This window comes from Streptomyces sp. NPDC048434 (assembly GCF_043200375.1).
Classification (GTDB): Bacteria; Actinomycetota; Actinomycetes; order Streptomycetales; family Streptomycetaceae; genus Streptomyces.
Window position 1 is genome coordinate 1 of the sequence record NZ_JBICXQ010000031.1, and the last position, 21,933, is coordinate 21,933.

A 21,933-nucleotide genomic window follows, 5' to 3' on the forward strand; every position below is an offset into this window, starting at 1 on the left:
CCGTGGTGCGGCTATTTGATCTGCCGCGCCTTTCGGCGTGATCACTACTTTAGCGGAATTCCTCGTTGACGCATAATCACGTCACGGTCCGAATTTCGGCATACCGAAATCAGTCCCGGTGAGGGGCCGTGCAGTAGTGGTGTGCCGCGAAGCGGCGGGATGGTCGCCTCAGAACCGTTCCGGCTCTGTGGCAACTCGGAGAACACTACGGATCGGGAAGGGCAGTGTCAACTCGCGTCAGTCAAGGTCACTCAGACGCCCGTCGGCGTCCGGCTGGGCGTCCTCGACGCGGCGCAGCAGACGGGTCAGGACCTGGCCGAGGAGTTGACGGTCCTTGCCGGAGAGGTCCTGGAGGAGGTCCTCCTCGAAGACCGTCGCCAGGCGCATCGCCTCGAGCCACTTCTCGCGACCCTCGTGGGTCAGCGCCACGATGACGCGGACGCGGTTGGTCTCGTCGCGCTCTCGCGTGACCAGCCCCTCGTTCGCCATGCGGTCGATGCGGTGGGTCATGGCGGCCGGCGTGAGGCCGAGGAGCTTGGCGAGTTCGCCGGGGCCCATTTGGTAGGGGGCTCCGGAGACGACGAGGGCCTTGAGGACCTCCCACTCGGCGTTGCTCAGTCCAAGGGTGGCGGTCTGCCGCCCGTAGGCGACGTTCATCCGCCGGTTGAGGCGCTGAAGTGCGGAGACGACCTGCTCCACCTGGGGGTCGAGGTCTTGGAATTCGCGCTGGTAGGCCGCGATCTGTTCCTCGAGGCTCGGCTCGGCAGCGTCGGCGGCCGCATCTGAGGGCTCAGGCATGCGGCGCAGTATGACATGGAAGTCATTGGCGTTGAAGTTCTTCGGCATGTAGTCTTTAACTTCGAACTTTAGAGTTGAAGTCTTCAGGGTGAGACTGTCCGGTTCCGGACGGTTCTCGCCCTGGCGTCTGTGGCAGCTCCTCGGTTCGTCCCCTTATCCCGTTCGATGACCTGACCTAGGTAGGTGAGTGTGACCACCGCGATGGGCGCCGCGTTGCGCCGGATCCAGCTCGGGAACGCGCTGAGCGCGTTCGGGAGCGGCTTCACCGTTCCGTATCTGTACGTCTACGTGGCGAAGGTGCGGGATCTCGGCGCGAGCACTGCCGGTGCGGTGCTGGCGATGCTTGCGGTGGCCGCGCTGGTCGTCCTGCCGCTGACCGGTCGTGCCATCGACCGGCGCGGGCCGCTGCCGGTGGCCATCGTCGGCACGGTCTCCGCCGCCATCGGTTCGCTGGGGATCGGGCTGTCCGCCACCGAGCCGCTGGTCATCGCGTCGGCCATCGCCCTCGGCGCCGGAATAGCGGTCATCCAGCCGGCGCTCGCGACAATGATCGTGTGGTGCTCGACGACGCTGACGAGGTCGCGGGCGTTCGCCACCCAGTTCTTCATGAACAACCTGGGGCTGGGCGTGGGCGGACTCGTCGGCGGGCTGTTGGTCGACGAGACGCATGCGTCGAGCTTTGTGCGGCTGTTCGCCATCGAGGCCGTGATGTTCCTGGTGCTCGGCGCGGCGGTGGCGACCGTACGGCTGCCGCGGGTGCCGAAGGTCGAGGACGCGGTGCCGACCGAGGAGCGGGCCAAGGGTGCCTGGCGGGCGATGTTCGCCGACCGGCGGATGGTGTGGCTGTGCGTCCTGGGGTTCGTGCTGTTCTTCGCCTGCTACGGGCAGTTCGAGTCGGGGCTGGCGGCCTACGCGACCGAGGTCACCCGGATCGCGCCGTCGAGCCTGGGTATTGCACTGGCGGCCAATACGGCGGCGATCGTGGCGGCTCAGTTCGTGGTGCTCAAGCTGGTCGAGCGGCGTCGCCGCAGCCGGGTGATGGCGCTGGTCGGGATGGTCTGGACGGTGGCGTGGATAGCCGCCGGGCTGTCCGGGCTGGTGCATGGCGCGCAGGTGGTGGCGACGACGCTGCTGATCTCGACGTATGCGCTGTTCGGTATCGGTGAGTCGATGCTGTCGCCGACGGTGGCTCCGCTGGTGGCCGATCTGGCGCCGGCTTCCCTGATCGGCCAGTACAACTCGGCATTCGCCCTGGTCAAGCAGCTGGCGCTGGCGGTCGGTCCGGCCGTGGGCGCGCTGATGGTGGGGCACGGGATGTATGTGACGTACATCGGGATGCTCGTGGTGTGTGCGCTGGGGATCACGGGGTTGTCGTTGTGGCTGGGGCGGATGCTGCGTCCGGCGCAGGACAATCCGCACCGGGCAGTGGCCTCCCTGCCCGCGGCGCGGGTGCCGGCCGAGGCGGAAGCTGTGGCCTGCGGCGCCTGAGCCTCGTGCCGTCGAGCTCGGGCAGTGGGCCTTGAGCCCACGCGCCTGGCGCCGCGCCCGCATGCCAACGGCCCCGGTCCGATCGGACCGGGGCCGTTGGCGTACGTCGCTATCCGCGTGGCAGCGCGAATTCGCACCAGACGGCCTTGCCGCCGCCCGGGGTGCGGCGGGAGCCCCAGGACGACGCGATGGTGGCGACGATGGAGATGCCCCGGCCGGCCTCGTCGGCCGGTTCGGCGCGGCGGCGGCGCGGGAGATGGTCGTCGCCGTCGGTGACCTCGACGATCAGACGGCGGTCCGTGCGGCGCAGGCGGAGGCGCATGGGCGGGGTTCCGTGCTGGAGGGAGTTGGCGACCAGTTCACTGGCGGCCAGCACGCCGAGGTCGTGCAGCTCGGTCGGGAAGCGCCAGGAGGCGAGGACCCCGGAGGCGAAGGCGCGGGCGCGCGGGGCCGCTTCGGTGCCGCCGTGGAGTTCGAGCGCGGCGTTGTGGAACAGCTCGGCGTCATGGCCGGTCCGTTCGGGGTGCTGCAGGACCAGGATGGCGACATCGTCGTCATGGCTGGCGGTGATGCCCAGGGAGCGCAGCAGGCGGTCGCAGACGATGTCCGGGGCGCCGGCCGCACCGGCGAAGGCGCGCTCCAGGGCCTCGACGCCGTGGTCGATGTCCTTGTCACGGCGCTCGACCAGGCCGTCGGTGTAGAGGACGGCGCTGCTGCCGGGGCCCAGGGGGACCGAACCAGAGGTGTGCAGCCAGCCGCCGGTGCCCAGGGGCGGTCCGGTCGGCTCGGCGGCGCGGCGGACCGTGCCGTCCGGGTCGCGTACGAGGATGGGCAGATGGCCGGCCGAGGCGTAGACGAGCCGGCCCTCGTTCGGGTCGTGGACGGCGTAGACGCAGGTGGCGATCTGGCTGGCGTCGATCTCGGCGGCCAGGCCGTCCAGGAGCTGCAGGACCTCGTGCGGCGGGAGGTCGAGGCGGGCGTAGGCGCGGACCGCGGTGCGCAGCTGGCCCATGACGGCGGCGGCGCGCACTCCGCGGCCCATGACATCGCCGATGACCAGGGCCGTACGGCCGGCGCCGAGGGTGATGACGTCGTACCAGTCGCCGCCGACCGCGGCGTCCGTGCCGCCGGGCTGGTACGTGGCGGCGACACAGAGGTCGTCGGGCTGCTCCAGTTCCTGGGGCAGCAGGGAGCGTTGGAGGGTGACCGCGGCCTCGCGCTGCCGGGCCTCGCTGGCCCGCAGCCGCTCGGCGGACTCGATCTGGTCGGTGACCTCGGCGCCGAAGACCAGGACGCCCTTGTGCGGGGCGACGCAGGCGACCTCGGGGTCGGGGGCCGGGCCGCTCGCCGCGACCTCGATCGGGGTGCAGGTGAAGGTGTAGTAGCCGTCGCGGGAGCGGTCGCCGCCCGCGCCGCCGGGGACCTTGCGGGACTTGACCGTCCGCGGTTTGCCGCTGCGCAGGACCTGGTCCATCAGGGGGAGCAGGCCGAGCGTGTCGAGCTCGGGGAGGGCTTCGCGGGCGGTGTGGCCGGCCGGACGGGAGCCGAAGACACCGGCGTAGGCGCCGTTGACGTAGGCGAGGCGGTGCTCGGGGCCGTAGACGACGGCGACGAGGGCGGGGATGGTGCCGAGGATGTCGTGGACGGACAGCGCGTCGACCGTGGGCGGCAGCGCCAGGGGGGCGGCTTCCCGGGACGGCGCCGTTTCCGCGTGCTCGGCGCGGGCCGCGGGGACGGAGCCCGTGGTCGCGGCCGTCGGGGCGGCCGGCGTGTCGTTGTCCGCCGCGGGCACGGCGGACGGCGCGGGCACGGCGGACGGGCCCGGGGACGCGGCGGGCGGGGCCGCCGGCGTGCCGGACGCGGGGCGGGGTGCGGCGCGGTCGGACCGCGCGGCGGCACGCCGTTGTGTGCCGGGGAATTTGGCGCTCCAGCGCGTGAAGATCACGGAGGGGTACCTCTTACTTCGCGTCGTCGCGCGGGCTCGGGCCGTCGGCATGGCGGGACCTCCCGGCCGGGGGCCGGGGAAAGGTCGGCTGGGGACACTCTCGGCGTCCTTTTGCGGAATGCAGCAAACGTCCAGAATCCTCGTGATTGTCACTCTTTGCAGATACGAGCCCACCCATGGTCACACGTCCAGTGTGGCCGACCGGACGGACATCCGTCAGACGCCCGGGTGCCGCTGTGGAGTTCCGCACTCCCGAACCTCCGGCCGCTCCAGGGCTGACGGCACGTCAACTCTGTGCGGTACAGCGCGTCAACTGGCTTCGTTGTGCCGTCCGGTTCCCGCGGCGAGTTCGAACTCGGCGCGCGGATTCTCCAGCGAGCCGAGCGAGACGATCTCGCGTTTGAACAGGCCGGCGAGCGTCCATTCGGCGAGCACCCGTGCCTTGCGGTTGAAGGTCGGCACCCGGCTGAGGTGGTAGGCGCGGTGCATGAACCACGCCGGGTAGCCCTTCAGCTTGCGCCCGTAGATGTGCGCAACGCCCTTGTGCAGGCCGAGCGAGGCCACCGAGCCGGCGTATTTGTGCTCGTACTCCTGGATCGGGCCGCCGCGCACCGCCGCCGCGATGTTCTCGGCGAGCACCTTGGCCTGGCGGACGGCGTGCTGTGCGTTCGGGGCGCACAGCACGCGGGGCTCGTCGGGCTTGGCGGGCGGCGGCGCCGTCAGGTCGGGGACCGCGGCCGCGTCGCCGGCGGACCAGGCGTGTTCGACGCCGTCGACCTGGAGCGCGGCGGTGCACTGCAGGCGGCCGTGGGCGTTCAGCGGCAGCTTGGTCGCGGCCAGGATGGGGTGCGGTTTGACGCCCGCGGTCCACACCAGGGTCCGGGTCGGGAAGCGGGAGCCGTCGCTGAGCTGGGCGACCCGCTTCTCACAGGAGTCCAGCCGGGTCTCCAGCCGTACGTCGATATTGCGGGCGCGCAGCTCACGTACGGCGTAGCGGCCCATGTCGGGGCCCACTTCGGGCAGGATCCGGTCGGTCGCCTCGACCAGGATCCACTTCATGTCCTCGGGCTGGATGTTGTGGTAGTAGCGGACGGCGTAGCGGGCCATGTCCTCCAGTTCGGCCAGCGCCTCGACGCCCGCGTAACCGCCGCCGACGAAGACGAAGGTGAGCGCGGCGTCGCGGACCGCGGGGTCGCGGGTGGAGGAGGCGATGTCGAGCTGTGCGAGGACGTGGTTGCGCAGTCCGATGGCCTCTTCGACGGTCTTGAAGCCGATGCCGACGTCGGCCAGGCCCGGGACGGGCAGGGCGCGCGAGACCGAGCCCGGCGCCAGGACCAGCTCGTCGTACTCCACCTCGACGGCGCCGTTGCCGGCCTCCTCCGCGGCCAGGGTGGTGATGGTGGCCCTGCGGTCGCCGTGGTCGATGGCGGTGACCTCACCGATGACGACCTTGCACTGCGGCAGCACCCGGCGCAGCGGTACGACGACATGGCGCGGGGAGATCGAACCGGCCGCGGCCTCGGGCAGGAATGGCTGATACGTCATATACGGCTCGGGGTCGACCACGATGATCTCGACGGCGCCCTGCTGCAGCTCCTGCTTCAGCTTCCGCTGCAGCCGCAGGGCGGTGTACATCCCCACGTAGCCGCCGCCGACAACGAGAATGCGCGTCACGTCGTTCGAAGACACAGTCTTCACAGAGGTTCTCCTCGCGGTGTCGACCAGGCCCGGGGCGGCACCGATCCGGAGGGCGGCCGGCGGCACGGCCACCATCGGGAGCTGCACCCCCGGGAAAGCACAGCACCCTTCCATGACGCACCGCCGGAGCGCCTTTGTCCACAGGCCCGTCGAAATGTATGACCGGCCGCTGCCCTGGGGACGGAACGGCATATTCCGCGTGTACGGGAGGAGGCGCCCTGGTCAGGGGGTGGGTGGCGGCGGAAGAGCGGGGGCGTAAACCGGGCGGATCAGGCCCCTTGGTCCGATCGGGGGGCGCATTGCGCGGAACGCCCCCTTCATTCTTGACCCGGGCTCAACTATGTTCGTATCTCGTTGGGGTGCACCCTGTCATCGGTACGCCCTGACTGTCAGGGCGGGGAGTCTCCGGGGGGAGACGACATTACCGGGGGATCACTATGCACATTCAGGGCTCTCATTGGCCGACCACCGTCGCTGTGGCACATGCCTCCGACGGCGCCGGGAGCGAGAAGGAAAACGACAGAGCCAACGGCAACGGCACCGGTGTGAGCAACGGTGCCCGCACGGGGGCGCGCGGCCGGAGCACGCCGCTGCGGGTGGATGCCCAGCGCAATCTGGAACATGTGCTGCGCGCCGCGCGCGAGGTGTTCGGCGAGCTGGGATACGGCGCGCCCATGGAGGACGTGGCACGGCGGGCCCGGGTCGGTGTCGGCACGGTCTACCGCCGGTTCCCGAGCAAGGACGTGCTGGTGCGCCGGATAGCCGAGGAGGAGACCTCACGGCTGACGGACCAGGCGCGTACGGCGCTGGGCCAGGAGGACGATCCGTGGTCGGCGCTGTCCCGCTTTCTGCGGACCTCGGTCGCCTCGGGTGCCGGACGGCTGCTGCCGCCGGGCATTCTGCGGGTGAGCGCGGACACCGAACGGCCCGCTGAGCCGGCGTCGGACGGTACCGAAGGGCCTCGGGTGCCGGACGGCCTGAGCGAGGCACGGGTGCCGCAGCAGCGGATGGCGCCCGGCACGGACGGGGTTCCCGTCGATCTCCGGCTGGTCGCCTCGCGCGACACCCCGGAGGGCGAACCGGCCGCGCCGGCCGCTGCCGAGGGGACGACCGGCGCCGACGCGCTGCTGGAGGTCGTCGGGCGGCTCGTGGAGCGGGCCAAGGAGGCGGGTGAGCTGCGCGCCGATGTGACGGTCTCCGACATCCTGTTAGTGATCGCCACGGGCGCGCCCACGCTGCCCGATCCCGGCCATCAGCAGGCCGCCTCCGCGCGGCTGCTGGAGATTCTGCTGGAAGGGCTGCGTTCGCGACCCGTCGGGTGAGACTCGGCGGCCGACCCCGTACGGGTGGAACCGATCGCCGGGTCCACCGGAGGGCCGGTCCGCCGGACGGTGTCGTACGCGACCGCGGAACCCGTAGGTGCCCCTCGGGGTGCGTACGGGTTCCGCGCATGGCGTCCCGCCCGTACGGGTCCGCGGAGAGCATGGCCCGTATGCGTGGAATGGCTCGTAAGGGTGAACGCCCGTGCGGTCGTCCGTGTGCACACCCCGGATGAGTGGATGGCGCTCAGGACCCTCAACTGCCGGGGTTCCGTATGGCACGCTGGCGCGGTATTCCGGTGTGACGGCGGCTTCGGGGGCCTCGAAGATGGGTGTTGACGGGCGAGACGGGCGGCGCGACGGCGAGGCCGGGGTGGACGGGACCGAGGGGACGCCGTCCGAACGGATCCCGGGCCAGGCCGGGCCGTTGGGGTCCAGCGCCCCGGCCGACGGGCCGGCTGAGCGGCACGATCGCGCCGACAACCCGGCGGACGAGGGGCACGGCGTGCCGCCGCAGCGGGAGCGCTCCCGCCGGGCGGGCCCGGCCGGCACCCCCGAAGGCGGCGATATTCCGCCGTCCGACGCCCAGTTGCTCGCCGATCTGCGGGCCGGGGACGACAGTGCGTACGAGGAGATGTACCGCAGGCACTCCGTGGCGGTCCGGCGCTACGCCCGGGGCTGCTGCCGGGACGTGCACACCGCGGAGGATCTGACCGGCGAGGTCTTCGCGCGCACGCTGCAGGCGGTGCGCGGCGGCGCGGGCCCTGATTCCGCGGTGCGCGCCTATCTGCTGACGACCGTCCGCCGGGTCGCCGCCTCCTGGGCGAGGACGGCGCGGCGGGAGCAACTGGTGGAGGACTTCGCGGTGTTCGCGGTGTCCGTGGCCGGTGCCCCGGGGGACAAGGACACCCTGGACCTGGGCGCGGAGGTGCGTGCCCTGCACGAGGCCGAGCAGTCGATGGCCGTGCAGGCGTTCCGCAGTCTGCCGGAGCGGTATCAGACGGTGCTGTGGCACACCGCCGTCGAGGACGAGTCGCCCAGCGAGGTCGCCCCGCTGCTCGGGCTGACCGCCAACGCCACCGCCGTACTGGCGCACCGCGCCCGGGAGGGCCTCAGGCAGGCGTATCTGCAGGCGCACGTCAGCCGGTCGCTGACCGCCGGCGGCGACTGCGCCCGGTACGCCGACCGGCTCGGCGCGTATGCCCGTGGCGGGCTGCGGATGCGGGCCGAGCGGGGGCTGCGCAAGCATCTGGACGCATGTGCCCGGTGCCGGGTGGCCGCGCTGGAGGTCGAGGACGTCAATCAGCGGATCGGGGCGCTGCTGCCGGTCGCGGTCATCGGCTGGTTCGCCGGTGGGTACGCCGTCAAGGCGGCGGCGGCGGGGGTCGCGGGGGCGGGCGCGGCGGCCGGTGCCGGTGCGGCGGCGGGCGGTGGTGGTTCCGGTGCGGCGGGAGGTGCCGGTGGTGCCGCGGGTGAGGGGCTGGGCGCGGCGGTGAAGGTCGGTATCGGCGTGGGGGCGACGGTGGTGGCGGGCGCGGCGCTGGCGCTGGCGCTGACCGGCTCCCCGAAGCCGGCGCCGGAGCCGCGGGCCGGGTCCGCACAGCCGGCCCCCGCCGCGCCGCGGAAGCCGGCGCCCGGACCGTCGAGGTCGGCGCTGCCGCCCGCGGCCGGCGCGGCACCGGCCCCGAAGCAGAGCGCGAAGCCGCAGCCGACGTCGCCCCCGGCGCGCACGTCGCGCCCCGAGCCGCAGCCCGCCCCGCCGCGGACTCCGCAGCGGCCCACGCCCCACCCGGACCCGCCGTCGGCTCCGGCCCCGCCAACGGCGCCGGCCCCCGGGCCCACGCCGCCGGAACCCTCACCGAAGCCGCCGCTTCCCGCCCCGACCGCCTACCGGCTCAATGCGCTCGACCACGACTTCACGGGCGACGGCAGCAAGCCGGAGGTGCGCACCGTCGGGAGCAGCTGGCTGTGGCAGCGGCAGTCACCGAAGATCGCCGGCACGACGTATGCGGGTGGCGTGAGCATGCACGCGCAGTCCTCGGTGACCATCGACCTCAACCGCAGGTGCACCGCGTACGACGCCGTTGCGGGCATCGACGATCTCAGTCTGGGGCTGGGGTCGCTGCGCTTCTCCGTCTACGCGGACGGGGTGCGGCAGTGGCGGTCGGCGGTGGTGCGCGGCGGGGAGAGGGCGGTGCCGGTGCATGTTCCGCTGGCGGGCCGTAGGACGCTGCGGCTGGTGACCGAGTCGACGTCGCCCGTTGATGTGGTGGCGCTGGGGGACTGGGCGCAGTCGACGATCAGCTGTCGTTGAGGGGCCGGGACGGCTGCTGGCCCTGGGTGTCGGGGGGCGGGGCCGGGCCGCCGGCTTCGGGGTGCGGCGCCAGGAGCGCGACGGCCTCGGCGGGAGTGAGGCGTGCGCCCTCGGCGTGCAGGGCCTCGTAACCGTCGACACGTATGCCGTCGTATCCGCCGTCCCGTATGCCGTCGTATCCGCCGCCGGGTATGCCCTCGCCCGCGCCGTCCAGCTCGGCGCGGAGCGTGGCCGCCGTGTGCTGTACGTCCTCCTCTTCGGGGACGTTCCTGGGCACGTCGCCGCGCCAGGCGTCCGCGGCGCCCAGCAGTCGGGCCGCGTCGTGCGGACGGCCGGACCGCTGCAGTGCCAGGGCCGCGGACTCCACGACGGCCGCCAGCAACGGCTCGGTGCAGTAGAGCGTCAGCCCCGCTCTCAGCGCCTGATGGCACCGGCTCAGCGCTTCCGTCAGCTCGCCCGCCTCCGCCGCTATCCGGCCCGCCAACGCGTCCAGTACCACCGTGAATCGGGGCGGCGGGGTCCCCAGCGCGGCCGCTGCGCGCGCCGCCTCACAGGCCTCGCGCGCCGCCTCGGGCATTCCGCGCCGCAGGGCGATCCGGGCGCGCAGGGAGTGGTTGAAGGCCCGCGGGTCCTGTACGCCCCACTCGGCTGCCTGCTCGTCCGCCCGCACCAGCGCCTTCTCGGTGCCGTCCACATCACCGCCCGCGAAGTGGAGTTCGGCCAGCCGGGACAGGATGAACGGCCCCTCCATGTACGCGCCCAGCTCGCAGGTCAGCGCGAGCGCCTCCTCGTAGGCCGTGCGTGCCTCGTCGTAGCGGCCGCGGATCTGGCGCATCTCGGCCGTGGCGGCGGCCACCTGGGCGAGCATCCAGCGGTCGCCGACCCGCCGGGCCAGCTCGGTGAGCTCCTGCTCGTCCGCCTCTGCCGACTCCAGTCCGCCGGGCAGATCGATCGCGAGATGCGTACGGAACATCAGCGAGACGCCCAGCTCCCAACTGCCGCCCAGTGCACGGGTGGTGGCCACCGCGCCCTCCATGAGCGGCAGGATCTGGTCGTAGCCGCCGAGGAAGTACACGGTGAACGGCCACAACAGCCCGGGGAAGCGGGCACTGCGCGGATGCGGGCGGCGGTAGGCGGTCAGCAGCCGGTCGATCAGGGCGCGGTGCTTCGGGGTGTCGTCCTTGCGGTCGAGGCGCTGGTCCTGGAGCAGGAAGAGGAGCAACAGCCGGAGGTCCATCTGCGCCCAGAACGCCGGGTCCGTTTCGGTGAGGTGCTCCGGGCCGGGACGGAGGGCCGCGGTCCGCTCCGCCCAGGAGGCGCCCTCCTCCCGGTAGTTGCGCAGCCACCAGAACCAGCCCATGGCCATGACGGCCCGTTGTGCGGTGTCCGCGTCCCGGCCGGTGACCGCGCGGTGCAGCACCGCCCGTACGTTGTCCAGCTCGGCCTCGATACGTGCCAGCCAGGGCAGTTGCTCGTCGGAGCGGATACGCGGGTCGGCGTCCGTGACGAAGTCCAGGAAGTGATCCGTGTGCCGGGCGAGGGTGCGTTCGTGCTCCTCGGGACGGCCGGCGGCCCGCTCCCTGGCGTAGGCGTGGATGGTCTCCAGCATGCGGTAGCGGGGCTCGGCGCCCCGGTGGTCGACGATCAGCAGCGACTTGTCCACCAGCGCCCCGAGCCGGTCGAGCACGTCCTCGGCCGGTTCGCCGCACACCGCCTCGGCCGCCGCGAGGGTGCAGCCGCCGGCGAACACCGACAGCCGGCGCAGCAGCGCGCGCTCGCGCTCGTCGAGCAGATCCCAGGACCAGTCGACGACCGCGCGCAGCGTCTGCTGGCGCGGCAGCGCGGTCCGGCTGCCGCTGGTCAGCAGCCGGAAACGGTCGTCGAGCCGGTCGGCGATCTGGCGCGGGGAGAGCAGCCGCAGCCGGGCCGCGGCCAGCTCGATCGCAAGCGGCAGACCGTCCAGCCGGCGGCAGATCTCGTCCACCGCCGCCGGATCGTCCGCGGTCCGGAAGTCCGGCCGCACCGCCACCGCCCGTTCGGCGAACAGCTGGTGCGCGGGCTCGGGTGGCAGCGTCTCCAACGGCCGTACAACCTCGCCGGGTACACCCAGGGGCTCCCGGCTCGTGGCCACCACGGTCAGCCCCGGGCAGTGCCGCAGCAGCAGATCGGCCAGTGCGGCGGCGGCGCCGACCACGTGCTCACAGTTGTCGAGGACGAGCAACAGGCGGCGCGGCGCGCAGTGGTCGACGATCCGGGCCGCCGGGTCGGTGTGCTCGGCGGCCTTACGGGCCTCCATGGCCGGCGCGAAGACGGCGGTGTCGCGTCGTCCGAGCGCGGACAGCACGGCCCCCGGCACCGCCTCGGGCGCATCCAGCGGCGCGAGCTCGGCGATCCAGACGCCGTCGGGGTGGTCCCCGGCCAGCGAACCGGCCAGCTGCTCGGCGAGCCGGGTCTTGCCGGAGCCGCCCGCCCCGGTGAGCGTGATGAGCCGGGCCCGGTGGGACCGCAAGGCGTACTGGAGCGAGGAGAGTTCGGCCTCCCGTCCGACGAAGGAGTTGAGCCGGGCCCGGAGATTGCCGCAGCGGGGCCCCGCTTCCGGGGCCGGGGCCGCCGCGTCCGAGGCCGGAGCTGCCGCCTCCGGCTCCGCGTGCTGTACGAGCAACCGGGCGTGCAGTGCGCGCAGTTCGGGCCCCGGGTCCGCACCGAGCCGGTCCACGAGCAGCTGCCGGGTCTGCTCGTACGCGGCCAGCGCATCGGCGCCCCGTCCCGCGCCGTGCAGAGCCCGCATCAGCTGGGCCCGGAACGGTTCGTCCAGGGGATGGTCCGCGGTCAGCTGCCGCAACTCGGGCAGCAGCTCCTCGGCACGGCCGAGCGCCAGATCCGCGCCGATCCGGCGGTGCAGCGCCGCCAGCCGCAACGCCTCCGGGCCGTGGGCGGCCGCCGCCGCGTCGGGCAGATCCGCCAGCGCCGGCCCCCGCCACAGCGCGAGCCCCGCGCGCAAGGTCTCGGCCGCCGCGGCCGCATCCCCCTCCTGCAGCTGGCGCGTCCCGTCGGCAACCAGCCGCTCGAAGCGCTGCAGATCGACCTCGTCCGGCCCCGTGACCAGCCGATACGCGCCCGGCAGCGACTCCACCGCGCCCTTGCCCAGCGTCCGCCGCAACCGCCCGACCAGCGCCTGCAACGCACCCGGCGCATCCTGCGGCGGGGCATCGACCGCCCACACCTCGTCGATCAGCGTCTCCACGGCCACCGGCCGCCCGCCCCGCAAGGCCAGCGCGACCACCAGCGCCCGCACCCGCGCGCCACCCAGCGGCATCGGCTGCCCCCGCGCGTCCAGGACCTCCGTCGCACCCAGAATCCGAAATCTCACCCGGTCATTGTCCCGACCCACGCCGCTCCCCCGATTTTTATCCACAACCCGGACTAGCCCGGCCCCTCGTTATCCACAGCCCCGCACAGGTGGCTGCCCGCTTTCCGCCCACGCGGGGTCGGCCGGGCCGCAACGGGCGGGCGTGGGCCGGAGGCGGGCAACGGAAACCCACCCCCGTCAGGTCACCCGCCGACGACAGCGCCTCCGGGCTCAAGCCAGGCGGGCACGGGGTACCACGCCACCCGCGACCGCCTTCTGGCGCGGCGCCCCCGCCCCCGTCCAGCACGTCCCCCGTCGCGCCACCAGCCGCCGCAGCCACAGCTCCGTGGAGACCAGCTCGGCCAGCCCGTCCAACGGCAGCGCCGCCCCCTCCGCCGCCGACCGCAGCGCCTTGCGGACCACCCGGGCCTCCACCAGCCCCGCATCGGCCAGCAGCGGCGTGTCGAAGAGCTGCACCAGGTCACCGACGGCGCCGCGCAGCCCGGCGCGCACCGCTGCCGCGTGGGTGAGGTGCGAGGTGGCGCCCCATCCGGGCGGCAGATCCCGTACGCCGGCCCCGGCCAGTACGGAGCGCAGCACGGCGGCCCGCGCACCCGGCTGCACCCGCAGGGTGTCCGGCAGGGCGCGGCAGGCGAGCACCACCTGGTTGTCGAGGAACGGGGCGTGCAGCCGCTGGTTGCGGACCTCGGCGGCCTGCTCGAAGACGCGGTGGTCAGCGGCCTGGCGGGCCAGCGCGGCACGGGCCCGCCGCTCACCGGGGCGGCCCACGGCGGGCGAACGGGTCGCCGCATCGCTGAGCCGAACCGATACTTCGGCCAGCGCCTCCCCCGTGAGCCAGCGCGCCGCGGGCCCCGGCCCGCACCAGGCGAGCGCGGCCAGCGAGGCGTCCACGGCCCCGCCGGCCACCGGCTCGTCGGCGAACTGCCGCTCCAGGAGGCGCCGCGCCGTATCGGTGAGGCCGGCAGAGTACGGCGTACGGGCGAGCCTGCGGGCCGCGCGGTAGACGGTGAAGGGCACGAGGACGGACTGTGCGGAGGTGCCGTCGGCCTTGGCCAGCGCGGTGACCGGGCGCAGCAGATGGCGCCGGCGGCGGTCCATGAGGAGGTCGGCGAGGCGGGCCGGGTGGGCGTCGAGGACCTGGCGGGCGCCGTGTCCGACGAAGTGGTCGGCGCTGCCGGCCAGCAGCCGTCGGCGATGGCGGCTCGCGCTGGTGAGGGAGGGGCCCGGCTCGTCCGTGAGCGGGCCGATGTCGAGGTCCGTATACGGGAGGGCCTCTTCGCCGGCCGCGACGACGACATGGTGCAGCCGCGGGTTGTCGGCGAGGCTGCGGGCGCGCTCCAACTCGGCGTCGTGGTAGGCCTGTCCGCCGCTGGTGGCGCGGTCGTTGAAGGTGACGGCCAGGAGGCGTTCGCCGTGGCCGTTGAGCCGTCCGGGCTGCCCGGGGAGGCCGGCGGCCAGCAGGGCGAGGGTTCCGGAGGCGCTGCCTCCGGAGAGGTCGGCGCCGATGCCGGGGGCCGGAGCCCCGCGCGCCGCGCGCCGCTCTGCGGGTCCCATGCCGGGCACCGGTCCGGGGTCGAGGCCGTCGAGGCCGTCCGGATCGGGGGCGTGCCGGGGCCCGGCCAGCCGGGCGCGGACTGCCTCGACCAGGGCGTCGCGGACGCCGTCCACGGCTTGTTCCGGGGCGAGTTGGGGGGCGGCGACGGCGAGCGAGGCGGTCGGCTCGAAGGAGGTGATGTCGCGGGCGCCGCCGCGCAGCACCAGGGCGTGGCCGGGCGGGATCCGGCGGACCCCTTCGTACGGCGTGCCGGCGCCGAGGGCCTCGGGGATGTCCGGGCAGGCCAGCAGCGCGGCCAGGTGGCCGACGTCGAGGCTGGCCTCGACGAGGTCGGCGAGCGGGAGGGCGGCGGTGGCGTAGGCGGTGCCGCCGGCCCAGGGGGTGTGGAAGACGGGGCGGGCGCCGGCCAGGTCGCCGGTGACGGTGATCCGCCGCCCTACCTGGACGACGGCGGTGTAGCTGCCGGGCCAGGCGGTGAGATGGCGCAGTGCGCCCCCGCGCGCCGCGAACAGGCCCACCCGCAGCTGGTCGTTGGTGGCTCCGCAGGCGCCGAAGACGGCGAGCCGGGTCTCGGGATCGGCCTGTACGACACGCACCTCGTCCGGCCGCCAGTCGCCGACGGCCCAGAGGGGATCCGGTTCGGCCCAGAGGAGCTGGGCGCCTACAGGGAGAACCGCACGGCTCTCCTCGCCGGCCGTCGGCCCCGTGGCGGCCTGACCCGTGGCGGCACTGCTCCACCCCACCAACCAGCGCATCGCCGCCTCCACCCGATTCCCCGTGCGCCGGGGCCAACGGCCGCCCCGCACAGCGGATTGCCCGGCCGTCGCCGAGCTGTTGTGGCGACCATGCTGCCATGACAAGGGCACGGGGGAGGCGCCGGAGCGGCCCTGTATACGGGCGGTTCGCGGCGCGCGCGGCCACCGAGGGGCCGTCGGCGGGCCCACGGGGGCGTCACGGGCCACCGCGGACGGGCCACGGACGGCGGAGCGGAGGCGGCACGGAGCACCTGCGGGACGGCCATGCGAGCGGGCCCGCGGAGCGCCCTCGCACCGTGCGCGAGCGCTCCGCCGCACCGGCCCCGGAAGGCCCCCCGTGTGGCCCCCGGGGCGATCCCCGAGCGGGCGGCGGCGTGAAATCATCACCCGTCGATTTTCGGCCAAAGTCCGTTCCATACAGCCCAGTTGACGTATTGGGGCGTTGCGTCAACCGGTGGCACGGCCGGCCGGCGACCGGTCCGCGCGACGGTCCGGGAGGCGGGCTGCGCCCCCCGGACCGGACCGTCACCCGCGGGGAATGAGGTGACGGTATCCCCCAGCCCACTGGATCCAGTGCAGCGGGCCGACCCACGCAGAAGCCATGGAAGCGCTCCCGATAAGAGGGGGCCAGCGCGCACGGACGGGCGCACGGGCACACGTACCCGGAGCACATGCCAATTCCCGTACCCCTGTTTGAACACGAATCTCGCCATCCGGGACACCAACTCTTAACGGTCGGGATCCGGCGAACTACTCTGGGTGGACGCATGCCCCGGGGTACCGGGGCGGCCGTCGCTGTGTCGAGGGGTGCGCATGTCCAGGGATATACGCGGGCCGAACGAAAAGCTCGGCACTGTTCTCGCCCTCGCGGGTATCAGCAATGCCGGACTGGCACGCCGGGTCAACGACCTCGGTGCGCAGCGCGGACTGACGCTTCGCTATGACAAGACGTCGGTGGCGCGATGGGTCTCCAAGGGCATGGTGCCCCAAGGCGCCGCGCCGCATCTGATCGCGTCCGCGATCGGCAGCAAGCTCGGCCGGCCGGTCCCGCTGCACGAGATCGGGCTGGCCGACGCGGACCCGGCGCCCGAGGTCGGCCTGGCATTTCCCCGCGATGTGGGCGCCGCGGTGCGTTCCGCCACCGAGCTGTACCGTCTCGATCTGGCCGGACGGCGGGCGGGCGGCGGCGGCATCTGGCAGAGCCTGGCCGGATCCTTCGCCGTCAGCGCGTACGCCACCCCCGCCTCGCGCTGGCTGATATCCCCGGCCGACAGCTCGGTGGCGCGGGAGGCGGCCGAGGCGCGCGACAAGGACGCCGCGGCGGCCGGCGACGGCGGGATTCCGCAGCACGTCGGCCACAGCGACGTCAGCAAGCTGCGCGAGGCGGCGGAGGACGCGCGCCGCTGGGACTCCAAGTACGGCGGCGGGGACTGGCGTTCCTCCATGGTGCCGGAGTGCCTCCGGGTGGATGCGGCACCGTTACTTCTGGCCTCGTACAGCGACGAAGTCGGCCGCGCGCTGTTCGGGGCGACCTCCGAACTCACTCGGCTCGCCGGGTGGATGGCCTTCGACACGGGCCAGCAGGAGGCCGCGCAGCGGTACTACATCCAGGCACTGCGGCTGGCCCGCGCGGCCGCCGACGTCCCCCTGGGCGGCTATGTCCTCGCCTCGATGTCCCTCCAGGCGACCTACCGCGGCTTCGCCGACGAGGGCGTCGATCTCGCCCAGGCCGCCCTGGAACGCAACCGCGGTCTGGCCACCGCCCGCACCATGAGCTTCTTCCGCCTGGTGGAGGCGCGGGCGCAGGCCAAGGCCGGCGAGGCGCGCGCCTGCGAGGTGGCGCTGAAGGCCTCCGAGGGCTGGCTGGAGCGCTCCCGCGGCGGCGACCCCGACCCGTCGTGGCTGGACTTCTACTCGTACGAACGCTTCGCCGCCGACGCCGCCGAGTGCTACCGCGATCTGCGGCTGCCGCGTCAGGTCCGCCGCTTCACCGAGCAGGCACTGTCCCGCCCGACCGAGGAGTTCGTCCGCTCGCACGGTCTGCGCCTGGTCGTGTCCGCGGTCGCCGAACTGGAGTCCGGCAATCTGGACGCAGCCTGCGCGGCGGGCACCCGCGCGGTCGAGGTGGCCGGCCGGATCTCCTCCGCCCGCACCACCGAGTACGTCCGTGATCTGCTGCACCGCCTGGAGCCGTACGGCGATGAGCCCCGGGTGGTCGAGCTGCGGGAGCGGGCGAGACCACTGCTGGCGGCGCCGGCTTAGGGGCCGGTGCGGGGCGGGCCGTGCGGGGGCGGCTAGGCGCACCACCACCGCGGCAGACCGCCATCTCGGCAGACCGCCGCCCCGCCGCCCCGGCGCCCCGGCATCCCGGGCCTGTCCGATCGGCATTGTCAGTGCCGGCCGTCATGATGGGATACGTCGTCGGCGATGATGCGCAGGTCCGCGGCGACGGGCGAGCCTGTGATCATGCGGTTGGGGAGGTGTAGTGGCGGCGTACGACTGCGATGTGCTGGTGATCGGTGCCGGCATCGTCGGACTCTCTACGGCCTACGCGATCACGCGTGCCGCGCCCGGCACGCGCGTCGTGGTCCTGGAGAAGGAGTCCGGTCCGGCCCGCCATCAGACCGGACGCAACAGCGGCGTGATCCACAGCGGCATCTACTACCCACCCGGTTCGCTCAAGGCCCGCTTCGCCCTCCAGGGCTCGGCGGAAATGGTGAAATTCTGCACCGAACACGACATCCCGCATGAGGTCACCGGCAAGCTGATCGTCGCCACGGACCGCAGCGAGCTGCCGCGGCTGCACGGCCTGATCCAGCGCGGCCGCGAACACGGCCTGCCGGTGCGCGAGCTGGGCCCGGCCCAGATAGCCGAGTACGAACCCGAGGTGCGCGGCGTAGCCGCCATCCGTGTCGGCACGACCGGCGTCTGCGACTTCGGCGCGGTCGCCCGCCGGTTCGCCCACCTCGCCGAGGACGCCGGCGCCCGCATCGTCTACGGCACCGAGGTGACGACCATCGGCCGCCGCCCCGGCCGGGTCGCGGTCCGTACGGCCGACGGCACGGTCCACCGCGCCCGCGCCCTGGTCAACTGCGCCGGTCTGCACTGCGACCGGATCGCCCGGCTGGCCGGCGACGCCCCGGGCATGCGGATCGTCCCGTTCCGCGGGGAGTACTTCACCCTCGCTCCGGAGCGCGCCTCGCTCGTCCGCGGCCTGGTCTATCCGGTCCCCGACCCGGCCTTCCCCTTCCTCGGCGTCCATCTGACCCGCGGCATCGACGGCGCCGTCCACATCGGCCCGAACGCCGTCCCCGCCCTGGCCCGCGAGGGCTACGACTGGCGCACGATCCGCCCCGCCGAGCTGGCCGGCACCCTCGCCTACCCCGGCTCCTGGCGGATAGCCCGCCGCCACTGGCGCTACGGCGCCGGCGAACTGCATCGCTCCCTGTCCCGGCACGCCTTCGCCGACGCGGTCCGCCGCCTGCTCCCGGCCGCCCGCGAGGAGGACCTGGTCCCGTCCCCGGCCGGCGTCCGCGCCCAGGCCGTCCTCCCCGACGGCACCCTCGTCGACGACTTCCTCTTCGCCGAATCCCCCGGCATGATCCACGTCCTCAACGCCCCGTCCCCGGCCGCCACGGCCTCACTCCCCATCGGGCGGGAGGTGGCACGGCGGGTGCTGGGGGTGGTGGGACAGGGGCGCGCATGACAAAAACCTCTCGGCCCTCCCTCTGAGGGGCGAGGCCGAGAGGCGGCGGATCGGTGGCGGCAACCACCTGGAGACGTCAGCCGACCGGCGCCTTGAAGGCCTGCACGCTCGGCCGGTTGTCGCTGAGACGCTCGCTCTGGACGAAGAGCGTGTTGTCGTTGCCGTTCCAGGCCAGCGACATGTCGCTGGGAGCCGGCAGGTTGTGCTCCTTCTCGTAGAGCGCGCCCCTCACCTTCTCCTTGCCGTCACGCACGCCGACCGAGACCATCAGAGCGTTCACGGCGGAGGCGCCACTGTCAGGCGAATCGGTCACCATGACCAAGCCGTCGTGGTCCGCACCGGCGATGGCCGCCGAGCCGCGCTTCTTCCAGAGCAGCTTGCCCGTCTTCAGGTCCATGGCCGCAAGGCCGTTGTTGGCGCCGTAGCCGGCCACCAGAACCTGCTCGTCCTCATCCACGTACGTGCTGCGCGGATCGAACTTCATCTCCTTCAGCTCGCCCTCGAGCTTGAACGAGTGGTCCGGCTTCCCTTCCTTCGTATAGGTCTGGACGAACCGGGCGGGGTCGACCGAGCTACCGTCGTCCATCAGGAGCGTCAGGGGCCAGTCCGAGAGGACCTGCTCGATTGCATGGTTCTCACCCGTGATCTTCGAATGGATGCTGGCGTACTCCAGGTCCTGGAGCGACATCTGCTGCTTCGGCTTCGCATCGGGGCAGTCGCTGACCACGGCCAGGTACTGGGGACTCAGCCCGACCGAGTTGGTGCACGCGTGACCGCGCGCGGTCAGCTGCCAGACCATCGATCCATGGGCGATGGAGAAGCCGGCGTAGGTCTGACCGATCGTGACGGCGACGACCTTGCTGTTCACCACGACCCGCGGCTGGCGCTCCGCGTCCTGCCCGTCCTGGAGGTTCTTGGACCACAGCGTGCGGCCGGTGTCGGTGTCGAGGACGGAGAGATAGGAGCAGTCGTCGCCCCCCGCGTCGAAGACCACGGCACCCACGCCGTCGTCGCTGGGCTCCTTCGACATCGCGCAGACTTCGCCCGCGCCCTTGGGCGTCTTGGCCGTCCACTTCTTCTTGCCGGTCTTGCGGTTGTAGGCCCGTACGCCCTCGCCGTCACCGTAGATGACGTCGTCGTTGTTGAACCACATCGAGCGCAGCCCGTTCTCGTTCTGGCCCTCGCGCTCGGACATGGGCGACGCTGCCTCCCACTGCCGCGGCATGGCGTTCGCGGGCCGACCGGCACCCGGATCGGCAGAGTCGTTCCCCGAGAAGAGGAAGTACCCACCGACCCCGGCGACCACCAGCACGACCATCACGATCGCCAGGATGAGCGGCACGGGCACACCGCTACGCCCAGGCCTGCCGGATCCGGCCGGCCCTCCCTGGAACTGAGGCGCCATGGGCCCGCCGGGGAACGGCGCCTGGCCAGGCACCTGGCCCTGATGCTGGGCGTACGGCGGAGGTGGCTGCTGGCCTCCCTGCGGCGCGGGCGGAGCGGGGTAGCCCTGCGGAGGCGGCCCCGGTGGCTGGCCGGGCGGGGGGAACTGCACGGCTCCCGGCCCGGGCTGAGCGGGCGGAGCGCCGTACGGGCCTGGGGCGGCGGGTACCTGCCCCGGACCGGTGTGCGGCTGGTCCGGGGCACCGTACGCTCCCGGACCCGGCGGCGGGCCGGGCTGCCCCTGGGGCTGATACCCGGGGGCTCCCATGTGCGGCCCGGACTGCTGCCCCTGCGGAGGGACGGGCGGCGGCACGGCCTGCCCCGGTGCCGGCGGGCCGACGGGCGGCACTCCCGGAGCTCCCTGGCCGGGCGGCTGCGGCCCCTGCGGATTCCCGGCGTACCCCTGGCCGCCCTGCGACACGATGAACCAACCCCCTGGTTTGTTTTGCTCACGTCAGCCCCGCATCGTATGCGTGCCACTACAGGCCGCGCCAACCCCCCTCTCCGGGAAGGGTTTCGCCCCTCCCGCCCAGCCAGTGCCCCGAAGGCTCGGCGTGAGCCCTGGGAATCTCTCCCCGACCCTGCGCCGCCGTAGAATCGACGCACTGTGTCCGAGAACCCCACCACCCCCGCCACCGCCGCCGCGGAACCAGACGCTCCGGGAGCCGTCGCCGCGGCCGCCGCCCCCCAGGCATCCCCCACCCCGGAACCCGCCGCCCGAGAAGCCAACGCGCGAGAAGCCCACCCGCAGGAGGCCCGCAGCCTCGGCGCCACCGCCGTCTCGGCCGCCACTCCGCGCCGCGGTGAGCCCATGTTCCCCGACGGGACCGGCCCCGCGGCCGACCCCGCGGGTTCGCATCACGAGCGGCGGATCCGTTCCTTCCAGCCGCGCCGCAGCCGTGTCTCGCCCACCCAGGCGGATGCGCTGCGCCGCCTGTGGCCCACGTGGGGGCTGGACATCGACGGGCTCTCCCGTATCGATCTCGACGCGTTCTTCGACGGGCTGCCGGTCGTCCTGGAGATCGGCTTCGGCATGGGCGAGGCCACGGCGCAGATGGCCGCCGCGGACCCGGACACCGGCATCCTCGGCTGCGACGTCCACACCCCGGGGCAGGGCAATCTTTTCGGTCTCGCGGAGCGGAACGGCCTGTCCAACATCCGGGTGGCCAACGGCGACGCGATCATCCTGCTGCGCGAAATGCTGGCCCCTGGCTCCCTCGCCGGCCTGCGCGTCTACTTCCCCGACCCCTGGCCGAAGAAGCGCCACCACAAGCGCCGCCTCGTCCAGCCGGAGTTCATCGCGCTGGCGACCACCCGGCTCGCCCCCGGTGCCCTCGTCCACTGCGCGACCGACTGGGAACCGTATGCCGAGCAGATGCTCGAGGTCCTCTCCGCCGAGCCGACGCTGGAGAACCTCTACCCCGGCTATGCGCCGCGCCCGGACTTCCGCCCGCTCACCAAGTTCGAGGGCCAGGGCCTGGACAAGGGGCATGTCGTCCACGACCTCCTCTTCCGCCGCCGCGACGCGTAGGGCGCACGCCG

Annotated in this window: 12 protein-coding genes; 6 read left to right on the forward strand and 6 right to left on the reverse strand. The window is 73.3% G+C overall.

Annotated elements, in window-relative coordinates; genetic code table 11:
- Positions 1–237 precede the first annotated feature (237 nt).
- The gene (locus tag ACGFWI_RS30940; protein WP_393909355.1) at positions 238–798 is read right to left on the reverse strand and encodes a MarR family winged helix-turn-helix transcriptional regulator; all 561 of its coding nucleotides are present in this window, start codon (positions 796–798) and stop codon (positions 238–240) included.
- A 189-nt stretch (positions 799–987) separates the two neighbouring features.
- On the opposite strand from ACGFWI_RS30940, the gene ACGFWI_RS30945 reads away from it, so the two are divergent.
- Complete coding sequence (locus ACGFWI_RS30945) at positions 988–2,286, forward strand: MFS transporter (protein WP_393909441.1); 1,299 nt, start codon at positions 988–990, stop codon at positions 2,284–2,286.
- 109 nt (positions 2,287–2,395) lie between these two features.
- Here the strand turns inward: ACGFWI_RS30945 and ACGFWI_RS30950 are convergent, their stop codons facing one another.
- A complete protein-coding gene (locus ACGFWI_RS30950) occupies positions 2,396–4,231 on the reverse strand; it encodes a SpoIIE family protein phosphatase (RefSeq protein ID WP_393909356.1) in 1,836 nt (611 codons plus the stop codon).
- Positions 4,232–4,540: 309 nt separating this feature from the next.
- A complete protein-coding gene (locus ACGFWI_RS30955; RefSeq protein WP_393909442.1) occupies positions 4,541–5,920 on the reverse strand; it encodes an NAD(P)/FAD-dependent oxidoreductase in 1,380 nt (459 codons plus the stop codon).
- 446 nt (positions 5,921–6,366) lie between these two features.
- Between ACGFWI_RS30955 and ACGFWI_RS30960 the strand changes: the two genes are divergently transcribed.
- Together ACGFWI_RS30960 and ACGFWI_RS30965 are read left to right on the forward strand one after the other, a co-directional pair.
- Positions 6,367–7,251 (forward strand): TetR/AcrR family transcriptional regulator, encoded by an 885-nt coding sequence (locus ACGFWI_RS30960; protein WP_393909357.1) that lies wholly within the window; start codon positions 6,367–6,369, stop codon positions 7,249–7,251.
- Positions 7,252–7,576: 325 nt separating this feature from the next.
- Entirely contained in the window at positions 7,577–9,562 is a 1,986-nt protein-coding gene (locus tag ACGFWI_RS30965) for a sigma-70 family RNA polymerase sigma factor (RefSeq protein WP_393909358.1), read from the forward strand.
- Here the strand turns inward: ACGFWI_RS30965 and ACGFWI_RS30970 are convergent.
- Together ACGFWI_RS30970 and ACGFWI_RS30975 are read right to left on the reverse strand one after the other, a co-directional pair.
- Positions 9,549–12,932 carry a BTAD domain-containing putative transcriptional regulator gene (locus ACGFWI_RS30970; protein WP_393909359.1) on the reverse strand — a complete coding sequence of 1,128 codons (3,384 nt, stop codon included), beginning with the start codon at positions 12,930–12,932 and terminating at the stop codon, positions 9,549–9,551. The two genes, ACGFWI_RS30965 and ACGFWI_RS30970, sit on opposite strands and share 14 nt — an antisense overlap.
- Before the next feature lie 210 nt (positions 12,933–13,142).
- On the reverse strand, positions 13,143–15,242 hold the full coding sequence (locus ACGFWI_RS30975) for an asparagine synthase-related protein (RefSeq protein WP_393909360.1): 2,100 nt from the start codon (positions 15,240–15,242) through the stop codon (positions 13,143–13,145).
- Positions 15,243–16,055: 813 nt separating this feature from the next.
- Here ACGFWI_RS30975 and ACGFWI_RS30980 point away from each other — a divergent pair.
- Positions 16,056–17,504: an MFS transporter gene (locus tag ACGFWI_RS30980; RefSeq protein ID WP_327225871.1), complete on the forward strand. Its 1,449-nt coding sequence runs from the start codon at positions 16,056–16,058 to the stop codon at positions 17,502–17,504.
- A gap of 223 nt (positions 17,505–17,727) precedes the next feature.
- On the forward strand, positions 17,728–18,948 hold the full coding sequence (gene lhgO, locus ACGFWI_RS30985) for an L-2-hydroxyglutarate oxidase (protein WP_393909361.1): 1,221 nt from the start codon (positions 17,728–17,730) through the stop codon (positions 18,946–18,948).
- Between the two features lie 76 nt (positions 18,949–19,024).
- Here the strand turns inward: lhgO and ACGFWI_RS30990 are convergent, their stop codons facing one another.
- On the reverse strand, positions 19,025–20,290 hold the full coding sequence (locus ACGFWI_RS30990) for a PQQ-binding-like beta-propeller repeat protein (protein ID WP_393909362.1): 1,266 nt from the start codon (positions 20,288–20,290) through the stop codon (positions 19,025–19,027).
- Positions 20,291–20,998: 708 nt separating this feature from the next.
- Here ACGFWI_RS30990 and trmB point away from each other — a divergent pair.
- The gene (gene trmB, locus ACGFWI_RS30995; protein WP_393909363.1) at positions 20,999–21,922 is read left to right on the forward strand and encodes a tRNA (guanosine(46)-N7)-methyltransferase TrmB; all 924 of its coding nucleotides are present in this window, start codon (positions 20,999–21,001) and stop codon (positions 21,920–21,922) included.
- The last annotated feature ends 11 nt before the right edge of the window (positions 21,923–21,933 follow it).